Origin of the sequence: Blastopirellula sp. J2-11, from assembly GCF_024584705.1 — a bacterium.
In the GTDB taxonomy this organism is placed as follows: Bacteria; Planctomycetota; Planctomycetia; order Pirellulales; family Pirellulaceae; genus Blastopirellula.
In genome coordinates this window covers 5,147,988-5,160,704 of sequence record NZ_CP097384.1, presented here as the reverse complement: position 1 = coordinate 5,160,704, position 12,717 = coordinate 5,147,988, and the positions used below count along the sequence as shown (strand labels likewise).

Annotated in this window: 11 protein-coding genes and 1 tRNA gene; 9 read left to right on the top strand and 3 right to left on the bottom strand. The window is 55.8% G+C overall.

Going from position 1 to position 12,717, the window contains the following annotated elements:
- Positions 1-211: 211 nt before the first annotated feature.
- From M4951_RS20425 to M4951_RS20410, 4 genes are all read left to right on the top strand, one after another.
- On the top strand, positions 212-964 hold the full coding sequence (locus M4951_RS20425) for a ParA family protein (protein ID WP_262023480.1): 753 nt from the start codon (positions 212-214) through the stop codon (positions 962-964).
- Entirely contained in the window at positions 957-1,970 is a 1,014-nt protein-coding gene (locus tag M4951_RS20420) for a ParB/RepB/Spo0J family partition protein (RefSeq protein WP_262023479.1), read from the top strand. Before M4951_RS20425 ends, M4951_RS20420 begins: the two co-directional genes overlap by 8 nt.
- Before the next feature lie 84 nt (positions 1,971-2,054).
- Positions 2,055-2,129, top strand: a tRNA-Pro gene (locus tag M4951_RS20415).
- 162 nt (positions 2,130-2,291) lie between these two features.
- Complete coding sequence (locus M4951_RS20410; RefSeq protein ID WP_262023478.1) at positions 2,292-2,663, top strand: four helix bundle protein; 372 nt, start codon at positions 2,292-2,294, stop codon at positions 2,661-2,663.
- A 77-nt stretch (positions 2,664-2,740) separates the two neighbouring features.
- Here M4951_RS20410 and M4951_RS20405 read toward each other — a convergent pair whose 3' ends face one another.
- A complete protein-coding gene (locus tag M4951_RS20405; protein ID WP_262023477.1) occupies positions 2,741-3,181 on the bottom strand; it encodes a TIGR03067 domain-containing protein in 441 nt (146 codons plus the stop codon).
- Positions 3,182-3,535: 354 nt separating this feature from the next.
- On the opposite strand from M4951_RS20405, the gene M4951_RS20400 reads away from it, so the two are divergent.
- The 4 genes from M4951_RS20400 to M4951_RS20385 all read left to right on the top strand — a co-directional run bounded on the left by M4951_RS20400 (position 3,536) and on the right by M4951_RS20385 (position 7,708).
- Positions 3,536-4,000, top strand: a complete 465-nt coding sequence (locus M4951_RS20400) for a cupin domain-containing protein (RefSeq protein ID WP_262023476.1) — start codon at positions 3,536-3,538, stop codon at positions 3,998-4,000.
- A 46-nt stretch (positions 4,001-4,046) separates the two neighbouring features.
- Entirely contained in the window at positions 4,047-4,895 is an 849-nt protein-coding gene (gene sigJ / locus M4951_RS20395) for an RNA polymerase sigma factor SigJ (RefSeq protein WP_262023475.1), read from the top strand.
- Between the two features lie 40 nt (positions 4,896-4,935).
- Positions 4,936-5,691, top strand: coding sequence for an SDR family oxidoreductase (locus M4951_RS20390; RefSeq protein WP_262023474.1), 756 nt, complete (start codon positions 4,936-4,938; stop codon positions 5,689-5,691).
- 298 nt (positions 5,692-5,989) lie between these two features.
- Positions 5,990-7,708: a DUF1559 domain-containing protein gene (locus M4951_RS20385; RefSeq protein ID WP_262023473.1), complete on the top strand. Its 1,719-nt coding sequence runs from the start codon at positions 5,990-5,992 to the stop codon at positions 7,706-7,708.
- A gap of 111 nt (positions 7,709-7,819) precedes the next feature.
- On the opposite strand, the gene M4951_RS20380 is transcribed toward M4951_RS20385, so the two are convergent.
- Entirely contained in the window at positions 7,820-9,199 is a 1,380-nt protein-coding gene (locus tag M4951_RS20380) for a Gfo/Idh/MocA family protein (protein WP_262023472.1), read from the bottom strand.
- Positions 9,200-9,245: 46 nt separating this feature from the next.
- Entirely contained in the window at positions 9,246-10,664 is a 1,419-nt protein-coding gene (locus tag M4951_RS20375; protein ID WP_262023471.1) for an SUMF1/EgtB/PvdO family nonheme iron enzyme, read from the bottom strand.
- A 502-nt stretch (positions 10,665-11,166) separates the two neighbouring features.
- Between M4951_RS20375 and M4951_RS20370 the strand changes: the two genes are divergently transcribed.
- On the top strand, positions 11,167-12,663 hold the full coding sequence (locus tag M4951_RS20370; protein ID WP_262023470.1) for a DUF1254 domain-containing protein: 1,497 nt from the start codon (positions 11,167-11,169) through the stop codon (positions 12,661-12,663).
- Positions 12,664-12,717 lie beyond the last annotated feature (54 nt).

The following is a 12,717-nucleotide window of genomic DNA, read 5'->3' as shown; positions in this document are numbered from 1 at the left end:
TTCGGACAATCGTTCGGAACGCCCTTTTTGCGTAGTTTGGGTGTTTCACGTGAAACAGGCGAAATTTGGCCGCTGTTGCGTTTCACGTGAAACATGCCGATTTCGGTTTTTCTCGGGGGAAATGACATTCCTCGTTTTCGCGCTTCCTCGCTAGAATCCCTACCCCGCACGACATCATCCGAAGTCGTGCGCCCCCAGGACAAGGCGAACCGTGGCTCGAATCATCTGCATCGCAAATCAAAAGGGAGGCGTCGGCAAGACGACCACGGCTATCAATCTAGCCGTTGCGCTGGCCAAGGCCGCCCAGCGCACGTTGCTGATCGATCTCGACCCGCAGTGCAATGCGACCACCGGATTGGACCTGGCGCCGACCGACCGACATCCGCTGGTATTGCAGCAATCGCTCCGCGAGGCGATTCAAACCACGGCGATTGAAGGTTTGGATTTGTTGCCCGGCAGTCGCAGCTTTCAGGATGTTGAGACTCTGGCCTCCGACGATCAGCCGCAGCCCCAGGCCGCCGTCCTCCAGTCGCACCTTGAGCGCGGCATGGCGGGCTACGACTTTGTGTTGATTGACTGTCCGCCGTCGGTCGGAAAGCTGACGCAAACGGCGTTGGCCGCGTCGACCGAAGTGCTGATGCCGATCCAGTGCGAGTATTTCGCGATGGAAGGGCTGACGCAGATGATCCAGGTCATTCGCGGAGTGATGCAGCAGAAGCCCGATCGCCTGGCGTTCGGCGGGATCGTGCTGACCATGCACGATCCCCGATTAGAGTTAACCGCCGAGGTCGAGGAAGAGGTCCGCGACTTCTTTGGCGAAGTAGTGTTTGACACCGTGGTGCCGCGGGATGTCCTCGTCAGCGAGGCTCCCAGCCACGGTCGTTCTGTGATTGATCATGCGCCCCGCTCACGAGGAGCGCGCGCTTACATTGAACTATGCATGGAGGTACTCGAGCGTGACTAAGCAAAAACGTCTGGGACGTGGATTGGCGGCGCTGTTAGGCGGGCCGATGGATGAAACCGGCGGCATGATCGACGCGCCCATCGAAGCCGGCTCACCCCGGGTCTTCAACCCGGATGACCGCGACGCCGATCAGCACGACGAACCGCTCGCCAGCACGGCGCCGACCTCCGAAGAGTTCGTTGGCGAACGGCTGATCAAGCTGCCGGTCGAGGAGATCGAAGCGAACCCCTACCAGCCGCGGCAAGAGTTCAACGACGACGAGATCGCCGAGCTAGCACAAAGCCTTCAACAGCACGACATGCTGCAGCCGATCGCCGTTCGTCAGGTCGACGGGCGCTATCAGCTGATCTCTGGCGAACGCCGTCTGCGCGCGGCGATAGTCGCCGGCTGGGATCATGTGCCGGTTCGCGTCTTTGAAGCGGACGATCAAACCGTCGCCGAATTGGCGATCGTCGAGAACTTGCAGCGGAAAGATCTAAACGCGATTGAAAAAGCGATGTCGTTCGAGCGTTATATGCACGAGAACGGTTGCTCGCAAAGCGAGCTGGCCGAGCGGATCGGCGTCGATCGTTCGACCGTCGCCAACCTGGTGCGTCTGTTGGAACTGCCCGAGCCGGTGATGACCGCCGTGATGACGGGAGAGCTGTCCGCTGGGCATGCGCGGGCCTTGTTGCCGTTGGGCGAAGAAGGAATTCAGGTTGAATTCGCCCGTCGGATCTTCGACGAAGGTTGGAGCGTTCGCGCCGCCGAAGAAGCGGTGCAGGATTATATCCACGCTGAAGATGGCCCCGCGACGATCAAGACGCCCTCCAAAAAAGGGCGAACCGCGAGCGACCAGGTCGCGTCCTTAGAACAGGAATTTCGCATGGCCCTGGGAACCAAAGTTGACATCAAACAGACGGCCCGGGGAGGAAAGATCGTCCTGCATTTCAAGGGAAATGAAGAATTCGATCGTTTGCGAGACTATCTGATCGGCGGCCAAGTCGAACTTCGCAAGGCGGGCTAAAATTTTGCCCCTCTTGTGAATGAATGTATAGTACAGGTATCATTGTCAGGTCCCCGCTCGGCGGATAAGATCGGGGACGAAGTTCGGGGTGTGGCGCAGCCTGGCTAGCGCATCTGCTTTGGGAGCAGAGGGTCGCAGGTTCGAATCCTGTCACCCCGACTTGCCGTAGGCAAGTAGAGAGTAGAGGGGAGAAAGTAGAGCAGGAGAGCGAGCAGTTCTCGACTTGGTTTGGTTGGCTTTGACCAAATTCTGCCGCTCCATTTTCTCTTCCTCTACTCGGTCTACTGCTCTCCTTTCTACTCACTTCTTCCGAGTAGCCAAGTGACGTTTCAGTTCGAGAAACTCCACGTCTATCAAAAAGCAATCGACTTCGCCGACAACATATGTTCGGCTACAGAGAATTTCGCCCGCGGCTACGGCTTTCTCGTCGACCAACTCAACCGCGCCGCCCTCTCAATCTCGGCCAACATCGCCGAAGGAAATGGCCGATTCACCAAAGCCGACCGAAAGAATTTCTTCATCATCGCCCGCGGCTCGGCCCAGGAATGCGTTCCGCTTTTGGAATTGTCGCGGCGTAGAAACCTTATCAATGACGCCAAACACGAGGAACTGAAAGGCAAGCTGGAAGAAATCGCCAAGATGTTATCAGGGCTGATCAATGGCCTGGAGAACCGCGCCGTCGGTGAGAGATAGCGAATCGATGTTCGCTTTCTGCCGATCGCCAACCGACTTGGCGATCGGGAATGTTTTTAGAATCGTCCGCCGCTCGACTACTTCACTCGTTTCCAAACATGCATCCATTGCCCGCTGTTCGGAGCGGTTTCAAATTTTGCGGGCCGATCTTTGCCGGGTTGAGCAAAGATCACGCGGAACTCATCTCCCTCGAGTTCGTAGATCCCTAGGCAAGTCTTTCCCTTGTCCTCGTTCGTCGAGTTCGTTGCGTCGATCGTCTTGAGATCATGCTCCACGCCCAGCTTTTGCGTTCCCTCAATCTTGCCGATCTCGGCCAAATGGATGGTGTAATGGTCTCCCTTGATTTCCAACTTGCCATCTTTGAGTTCGGCTTGGGAAAGCACATTGCCATCGGCTTCGCCGCCGCTCAGTTGCCACGCGCCTTGCAGCGCGTCGCCATTGGGCGCGACGTCGGCCTGGGGCGTTTCTTCACAGAATAGCGCACTGGCGGCCAATAGCATCAAAATCTGGAATCCCATAGTTGTCTCCTGCAGTTTGCGAAGGGGGTGTCTGTTCTCGTAGAAGCTTAGATCCCCGTTATCTCGCCGCTGGATAATCCGGCTCTTCCAGAGAAGTTGTGGCGAAGCTGCTAGCGGTTGCAACGGCAAATTGGATTGAGTTTGACGCTGGCATTGCGTTGACCCGCAACGGCGGTGAATCTTTCATTCTTTGCAATCACATTTGGCGCTCTGGGCATTCCAACGATTTAGCGATTGATGCCCAACAGAGACATTGCCTGTCACAAATCGGCGGTCTCCAACGTTCTTGATTTAGAACGAAACCAGGCCGCGTCGCTTGGGTAGCGAAACAGCGAACATCGGGAGGCAAACACCATGCGATCATTCTGCTTTATCGGGATCGGCGTCGTTCTCGGAATTGCCGGTGTGACGTTGGCGCACCGTCATCAAGATGGAGAGTCGGTGCGGGTCATCTCTGACCAAGAGATCAAGGAAAAATTGGACGGAAATAACGCGATGGTGACGGCGGTGGAAGTGACGCTGGGACCAGGTCAGGCCGGCGTTTCGCATCGGCATCCCGGACCGGGGTTTGTTTATGTACTGGAGGGCGAATATGAGTTGGGGATTGATGACCAGCCGACGAAGGTGCTGAAAGCAGGCGAAACATTTTACGAACCGACCGGCTGTCTGCATCGAGTCACCAAGAACCCCTCCATCAAGCAATCGACGCGCCTGATTGCGTTTGTGCTGCACCCGCGAAATATTCAGGAGATTTCCGTTCCAGAAACAGCGAAAGTGAAGAATTCAGACGCTGGTCAAACGCACGACTTGCGCGATTAGAGAAGCACATCCCCGGGCCATCGCCGGAGACCGGAAGCATCCTTTCATGAATGCCAATCTGAACGAATTAAGGCCGCGAATGATGTCCGTCGCTTACCGAATGCTTGGGAGCGTGGCGGATGCCGAGGACGCGGTGCAAGATGCATTTCTGCGACTACAAGTCGCCGGAGAGGTCCTTTCGCCGGAAGGGTTCTTGGTCAAAACGACCACACGGCGGTGCATCGACAAACTACGGGCTGATCGGCGGCGCAAGCAGTACGTTGGTCCCTGGGTTCCTGAGCCTGTCGACACCAAGCAGGGAAGATTAAATACGGTGTTATCTGAATCGCTGACGCAGGCGTTCTTGCTGATGTTGGAACGTCTCTCACCGGAAGAGCGGGCCGCATTCCTGCTACGAACAGTCTTTGACTACAAGTATGCCGAGATCGCCGAGATCTTAGGAAAATCAGAGGTGCATGTCCGGCAGATCGTCAGTCGTGCTAAGTCTCGATTGGAACGGGATAAATTGCGTTTCCAGCCTTCGCCGCGCGAAGCCGAAGGGTTGGCGGAGCGGTTTCTCACCGCTTGTCAATTGGGCGATATGAGTATTGTCGAGAAACTGTTTGCTGAGGAAGCGGAGATCCATTCAGACGGAGGAGGAAAAGTCTCCGCCGCGCGCGTTGTGGTTCGCGGCCGCAATCGTGCAGCCCGATTTCTTGTCGGTTTATTTCGAAAGCGGCAGCGAGACAGCCAGATGCGCAATGTCACCGTGAACGGTGAGCCCGGCGTGGTTTTCATTTCCGACGGAGCCGTAATCCAGGTCGTGTCGCTTTGTATAAGAGACGAAGTCCAGGCCGTTTTCATGACCAACAACCCAGACAAATTATCCCGCTGGTCGTTAGCGGCGATTGATTAGGACTTGTATTCCAAGATTGTTACAAAAAAGGAGATTGAACATGAAGATCGTCGTGATCGGCGGTACGGGGCTCATCGGTACCAAGCTGGTGCAAAACCTGCGGCAAGGGGGGCATGAAGTCGTGGCCGCGTCTCCCTCATCCGGTGTTAATACGCTCACCGGCGAAGGTCTGACGGCAGCGCTTCAAGGAGCGGAAGTGGTTGTTGATGTAGCGAATTCACCGTCGTTCGAGGACAACGCGGTGATGAAATTCTTTGAGACGTCCGGGAAGAATCTCCTGACGGCCGAAGCGATCGCTGGCGTGCGACACCATGTGGCGCTGTCGGTGGTCGGAACGGAACGCTTGTTGGCGAGCGGTTACTTTCGTGCAAAATTGGCGCAGGAAAACTTGATCCAAGCCTCCGGTATTCCCTACACGATTGTTCGCGCTACGCAATTCTTCGAGTTCGTCGGCGCTATCGCCGAATCGGGCGCCGATGGGGAAACGATTCGGCTGCCTCCGGCTATGATGCAGCCTGTCGTATCGGATGATGTGGCTGCTGCGTTGACCAACATTGCAATCGCGGAACCACAGAACGGCATGATCGAACTTGCTGGCCCTGAACCGATTCGGATGGATGAACTCGTGCGGCGATTTCTGAGCTCCAAGCAAGATGCTCGACAGGTAATCGCCGATTCCCAATCCAGCTATTTTGGGACCGAGGTGAACGACCAAAGTCTTACGCCTGGTGACGATCCGCTTCTGGGTCCCACACATTTTGACGATTGGCTGGCTCGCCCCGTCTTACAAGGGTGATGCGGAGAGAAAGGCACGCTTAATTATCACCAGGTCTGGCGCTCCGCGAGTCGCGCAGACCTGAGCGGGCATTTCATCGCCAAAGACCTTCGCATTTTGATCGTCGAAGGTCTTGGAAGCGCCACCTGTTTTCTGGTCGGCGCGATGCCTAGCGCCGTATCTCAGCGAACTGCTTGGTATTTTCCCCGGCGGTTTATGAACCAAAAACTCGCACCCCCTCTCTCAGCGGTCTATAATCTCTGACTGCTATCCCTTCTTTTCACCTCTAGCGCATCGCAGCAGACAAGGCGACAAACGCATGACTTCGTATCTCAAGGCAGTCTTGGTTGGATTTCTAGCGGCGACGATCGCTTTTTCGCCGCAGTTGGTGTTGATGGCCCAAGAAGCGGCTTCTGCGCAAGGGGCGTTGGGTCTGGAATATGTTCCGGACAACGCGGTTGGCGTCGGCTTTCTGCGTGCGGAACCTTTGCTGACCTCGTCAGTCGTGAAAAACTATCCCGTGGAAGTGGCGCAGGCGTTTGGCGCGAAGTACCTCGGTTTCGATCCGATGCGGATCACGTCGATCGTGTTGATTGCGACTCCTCCGACTCCAGAAAAACCGATGCCTGACGTTGTCGCCGTGGTGAAAACATCGGAGACGCTGCAAGGGGAAACCTTTTTCGCCAATATCGGTGAGCTGGTCGATGAGATGGCCGACCAAGAAACGGTGAACGAAGTCTTTGCGGGGTTGAAAGGGAAAGCCTTTTTCACGGAAGCGTACCCGCTCGATTACCTGGCCGCTCATCAACTGGACGAGCATACGTTCCTGCTTGGTTCGCTGACCGCCGTCGCGGAGATCGCAACGAATGGCCCCCATGCGAAGCTCACGCAGCCAGCGCAGATGTTAGCGGACGCCGGCGGTGACGCCGACGCCGTCTTGATGTTCAACGTGGCGCCGGTGCGCGACCAAATCAATGGGATCGTCGCGCAGCAAGAGATTCCGTTTCCGTTCACCGTATACAAGCAGATTCCGGACTCGACCAAGTCGATCACGCTGAGCGGGTATTTTACCAACAAGATGGCCCTGGCGTTGAAAATCGACGCGGTCGACGAGGAAGCTGCTAAAAAGCTGGAATACATGGCTGGCTTCACCATGGGAATGGCTAGGGCGGCGATGCTGGGCGAAGCCCAAAAGCTGGCCGATAGCGAAGACGAGATCGAAGCCGCGATGGGGAAGTATCAAACTCGGATGTCCGAATCGATGCTCGACCTGCTGGAACCCAAGCGAGACGGCAACGCTCTGGTGATCCAGTTTGAGCAAGGCGAGGACAAGATTGCCGCGACCAATGTGGCCATCGTGGGAGTTCTGATCGCGCTGTTATTGCCTGCAGTTCAATCGGCGCGAGACGCAGCGCGGCGCATGGCGTCCTCCAACAATCTGAAGCAAATCGCGTTGGCGATGCACTTTTTTCACGACACCAACGGTAGTTTCCCTCCCCAGGCGATCACCGACAAAGAAGGAAAGAAACTGCTCTCTTGGCGCGTGATGATTCTGCCGTTCCTTGAACAGAACGCGTTGTACGAGCAGTTCCATCTCGATGAACCGTGGGATAGTGAGCACAACATAAAGCTGATCGAACAGATGCCGGCAATTTATCGTAATCCACGCAGCATGGCCCCCGAAGGCTATACGACGTATATGGGATCGTTGGGAAAAGGGATGTTTTTTGAGCAACCCGCCGCGACGCCGGAAGGCAAGCTTTTCGCCAAAGGGATCGGGTTCCGAAACATCACCGATGGAACCTCCAACACCATCATGTGCGTCGAAGCCAACGATGAAGCCGCCGTCGTCTGGACGCAACCGAGCGATCTGGAAGTCGACCTGATGAACGTCTGGAAGAACCTGGGGAAATCGCAACTGGGCGGATTCAACGCCGCCTATTGCGACGGCAGCGTCCGTTTCATCAGCGAGCAAACGGCCGGCAAAACGCTGCAACTGCTTTTCCAGCGGAATGATGGTCAGGTGATACCGCAGTGAATGTAGGTCTGGCCTTGGTCTGATGTTCTTTCGCATCCAATAACAAAGCCCTGCGTCTGAGCTCAGACGCAGGGCTTTGTTGGTTATCTATCAAATATCGCTGTCGCTAGACTAGCTGAATTCAACGTCGCGATTCTTGCCTGGCATCGGCACGGCGTAGCGGCCGTTTTCGTCAGGCATGATCGGGGCCGGGCCGTCGACCGTTAGTTTGTCGACGTTTGGCGCGAACTCATGTTCGCAGTGGAGCATCTGGTCGTAGGTGATTTCCTGACCGGTGTGCGCCGCCATGCGACCCATGCTGGTGACCAGGCTCGCTTCGACGCCGCGGGGGACTTCGTTGTACGGCGTATCCTTAACGATCGCGTCGATGAAGTCGTTCCATTCCAATTGGTACGGGTTTTCTTCTGGTTGCGGCCAGGCCCACGTCACTTCGCGGCGATTTTGGTTTTGGCCGCTGAAGGTGCGAACCTTGCCGGGGGTGTGACCCGAGGTGCTGACAATCGCCGAACCTTTGCTGCCGTGGACGGTGCTTGACATGTCATTGCGGCAACCAAGCATCGTGCGACCGTCAAAGAAGAGCTTTGACCCGTCGTCGTAAGTGTACTCGACGGCGTAGGTGTCAAAGTTCTGGTCGATGAAGTCATCGCGATGATGTCGTCCCCCGAGCGCTTGAGCTTTGACCGGCCACGAGTTTTTCATCCACGACGTTTCGTCGATTTGGTGGATGTAGAAGTCGCTGAAGCAACCGCCGCTGGCCCAGAGGAAGCTGTGGAAGCGTTCGATCTGGTACATCACTTCCGGCGTTTCGGCCGGTTTACGCGTCGAGAACGCCGAGGCGACCGGCCCGTGCATGCGATAAGCGCGCATCATGATGATATCGCCGATTTCGCCGTCCTGGATGCGCTTGTGCAACTCTTGACGCCCGCGACAGTGACGAACCATCAGACCGACTGCCGACTTCAGGTTTTTCGCGTCCGCCTTTTCTGACAACGCCAGCATCCGCTTGGCGCTGGGGCCGTCGGCGATGACCGGCTTCTCCATGAAGACGTTCAAGCCTTTGTCGATTGCATAGGTGTAGTGGACCCAGCGAAACGCCAGCGGCGTTGCGAGAATGACGACGTCGCCTGGATTGAGCGCGTCCATCGCGTTTTTGTAGGCTTCGAAACCGACGAACTGACGTTCTTCGGGAACGTCAAACTTGCCTTCTTTCTCTTGGTACAAGCGCTGGAGCGTTTGATGGCTGCCCGCCAGGCGATGATCAAACACGTCGGCCATGGCGACCAACTTGGTGCGAGCGCCGGGTACGTCGAGGCAATTCGCCGCTGCGCCAGTGCCGCGACCACCACAGCCAACCAGAGCGACTTGAATCGTGTTGATCTCTTTTTCTTCGGCATGGACATGCGGAACAGCGAAGGCGGCCAATGCCGAAGCCGTACCGGCGACTTTGATAAAGTTGCGGCGGTTTTCTGTCGTTTCGATTCGTTCGCTCATTATCAGTCCTGTCAAAACGGGAAGTGTTGCGGGGAATAGAGAGGGGCTAGTAAACGTCGCGTGCGCTGTTCCAGTAGAAGTACATCTCTTCCGGAGAAGGAACCTCTACTGGTCGTACGATGCGAAATCCGAGTTGGGTCGCGTTGGTGTGATACCAAACGCTCTTGGGCAACTGCGGATCTTGCTGCTTCCAAGATGGATCCGATCCGCGCCGCGCCGCCGAGCGAAGTCGATCTGGATCATCGTCCCAGCCGCCGCCGCGAGCGGTGCGCGGATAAAGGGTGACCGGTTTGATGTAGGGATTGTTGGCGTGGTCTTTGATCTTCTCAAAGTAGTCTGGCAGGTATTGGTCAGCGGTCCACTCCATCACGTTGCCATGCATGTCGTGCAGACCCCAGGGATTCGGCTTCTTTAAACCCACCTTTTGGTACTTTTCGTTCGCGTTGTCATAGAACCACCCGTACTGCTTTAGCTGGTCGGGATCATCGCCAAACGAATAAGCGGTTGAAGTTCCGGCGCGGCAAGCGAACTCCCATTCGGCCTCGGTCGGCAGTCGATAGAAGTGGCCCGTTTGGGCGCTCAACCATTGGCAATACTTGTTGGCCGCGTGCTGCGTCATGCTGATCGCGGGATAACCATGTTGCCCCATCCCAAAGCTCATCTCGGTATAGGGAGGAGTCGGCTGGCTGATCGCATCGGTGATCGTGTGCTTCTGGGCGTCGTAGTCGATTCGTCCGCCATCTTTGCGGCGGTCGATCTGGGTGATCATGAACGGTTCGTACTCGTCCCAGGTCACTTCGTATTTGCCGATCCAGAAGGGATCGACTTTCACCTTGGTTTGCGGTCCTTCGTCGGCATGCCGAAGTTCTTCGCCTGCGGGACTGCCCATCAGAAATTCGCCGCCAGGCGTCGCGACCATGTGAAATTCGATTTCGGTCAGCGGGATCACTTTCGCGTAATCCTGCGGCTTACCGGCCTCGGCTTTCGCCTGGGCGACAATCTTGGCGTGGATCTTTTTCACCAGATCGAAGTCGTCGGCAGAAACAAAACTTCCAGCCGGTTTGGGTTTCGCTGTGAGAGTCATCCCTTCCGGCCAGTCGGCGCCTTCAGCGATCCATTGACGAAGCAACTCGGTGCTGGCTTTGGGAAGCGGACCGCCAGCATGCAGCGGCGGCATCAGTTGGTCGTCGGTACGATCCAGGATCGTCAAGCTGTAAATTGAGCTCTCTGCGGGGGACTCGGCGACGATTGCGCTGTCATAGCTGGTTTCGTTGGCCAACGCTTTAGTCGTCAGATTGAAATCCCCTTCCGGCGATTCGCCGGAATGGCAAGAGACGCAGTTCGTTTCCAGAATGGGCGCGATCTCTTTCCTGAAATCGACTTTGGCTGCGGTTGCCGAAACGCCTATACAGGCAATCGAAAAATAGCTGAAGAGCTGGATGCTTATCTTGAAATAGCTGATCAATCGTCCGTTCCTATATTCGCAGCGGTAGGAAAATCGGTCATGACTGCGGCGCCTTGCGGGGAGAAAACACTTGATTGCCGGCGGCAATCAAGTACGACTCTCGGCGAAGAGATCATCACCTAGGGGCTCTTCATTCTAGATAGTTAGCGCCGAGCGATCTTCCTATTTCTGCCGCGAGATAGCGCCATCGAGAAAGTTTTTTCGAAAAATCGCAACAGATTTCAGCCAAACTGCCAGTCTTCGCCGTTTTGTGGAAGAGCAGCCTGGAGACGCCTGTCGCGGATTGTCCCGCTATTTCTTATAGCGGCTGAACCCCGGAGGTTACGGTCCGGCTGGGATCGCTAGTCGCCATCCCCTCTAGGTGAGGTTAAAATCCTGGCTGCTGAATGGAGCTCGCGATATCGGAGGCGCCCCCGTTCCGTAATCTTGAGGGGCCGCTATTTTGATCGATTCTCAGAATGGGCCCGGGGAATCGACATGGAAAGGTTCGGATCTACTTCACATGAGAAAATCGATGAGAATTGAGATGAACAAGCGGAGTTTTCTAGGCGGAATTCTTGCGGTCGCGATCACCATTGGTTGTCTTGCCGGGTGCGGTGGCAAGAAGGACACGATCTCGAGTGCTGAGCAGATTGACGAATCAACTGACGTCGCCGCGCCAAGTATCGAAGAGACTCAAGCGATCTTGGAAGAAGGCTACATCTACGGTTTGCCGATCGTAATGAACTACGCGGTGATGTACGAGTATGCCGTTGACAAGGATTCGCCCCAGTTCAAAGCGCCGTTCAACGAAATCAAGAACGAAGCGCGAGTCTTCACCTATAAAGACACCGCCATCGTCACGCCCAATAGCGACACGCCTTATTCGTTTCTCTGGATGGATCTGCGGGCCGAGCCGCAAGTGATTTCGGTTCCAGCAGTAGAGAAAGATCGCTATTATGCGGTGCAGTTGGAAGATGGCAATACGTTTAACTACGGATACATCGGTAGTCGTACTACCGGCAATGAGCCTGGCGATTTCTTGGTAGTTGGGCCCGATTGGAAGGGAGAAAAACCGCCCGGCGTCAAAAAGGTGTTCCACTCCACAACGCAATTTTCGCTTGCTGGATTTCGCACCCAGCTATTTAACGCTGAAGATATGCCGAATGTTGTGAAGATTCAGTCGGGCTACAAAGTTCAGCCGCTCTCGGCTTTTCTGGGGAAACCGGCGCCGACGACAGCGCCCAAAATTGATTTTCCGAAGATCGACAAAGAGATGGTGAAGACCAATTTCTTCGGCTACCTCGACTTTTGTCTGCAATTCGCTCCGGCGGGACCAGAAGAAAAAGAAATCCGTAGCAAACTTGCCAGCATCGGCATTGGGCCAGACAAGAAGTTCGACTTGAAGGAACTCTCGCCCGAGCATCAAGCGACCATCCCCACCGCGATGAAGCAAGGAGACGAACAGGTCACGAAGTATCTCGAGACCACTTTGAAAGATATTAACGGTTGGAAGTTAGCTTCGCCGTTTGGTGATCGGAAATTCTTTGACGGCAATTGGCTGTTACGCTCAGCAGGCGCCAAAGCAGGCATCTACGGTAATGACTCGGTCGAAGCAACCTACCCAATAACTCGCGTCGACGCCGTAGGAGAAACGCTTGACGGCAGCAAGCGCAACTACACGCTCACCTTCGCCAAAGGTCAATTCCCACCGGTCAACGCTTTTTGGTCGGTGACCATGTACGACGGCAAAACTCAGCTACTGATCGAAAATCCGATCAATCGGTACCTGATCAATTCACCGATGTTGCCGAATCTGAAATTGAACGAAGATGGTTCGCTGACCCTTTACATCCAGAAGGAAAGCCCGGGCAAGGAGCACGAAGCCAACTGGTTGCCGGCCCCCAGCGGTCCGATCTATCTGGTGATGCGTCTCTATTGGCCGAAGACGGAACCGCCGTCGGTCTTGCCTGCAGGGGAAGGCGCCTGGCAACCGCCTGGCGTTCAGCAAGTGAAGTAGGCAGCTGCGCTACTTGCATGTGACGCCTAGAATTTTGGGCGCCCACGGCGCATT

Excerpts from the sequence above, each read along its gene's own strand:
- M4951_RS20405 (WP_262023477.1), bottom strand. The coding sequence starts at position 3,181 with ATGGGATTCCAGATTTTGATGCTATTGGCCGCCAGTGCGCTATTCTGT.
- M4951_RS20400 (WP_262023476.1), top strand. The coding sequence starts at position 3,536 with ATGCGATCATTCTGCTTTATCGGGATCGGCGTCGTTCTCGGAATTGCC.
- sigJ (WP_262023475.1), top strand. The coding sequence starts at position 4,047 with ATGAATGCCAATCTGAACGAATTAAGGCCGCGAATGATGTCCGTCGCT.
- M4951_RS20390 (WP_262023474.1), top strand. The coding sequence starts at position 4,936 with ATGAAGATCGTCGTGATCGGCGGTACGGGGCTCATCGGTACCAAGCTG.
- M4951_RS20385 (WP_262023473.1), top strand. The coding sequence starts at position 5,990 with ATGACTTCGTATCTCAAGGCAGTCTTGGTTGGATTTCTAGCGGCGACG.
- M4951_RS20380 (WP_262023472.1), bottom strand. The coding sequence starts at position 9,199 with ATGAGCGAACGAATCGAAACGACAGAAAACCGCCGCAACTTTATCAAA.
- M4951_RS20370 (WP_262023470.1), top strand. The coding sequence starts at position 11,167 with ATGAGAAAATCGATGAGAATTGAGATGAACAAGCGGAGTTTTCTAGGC.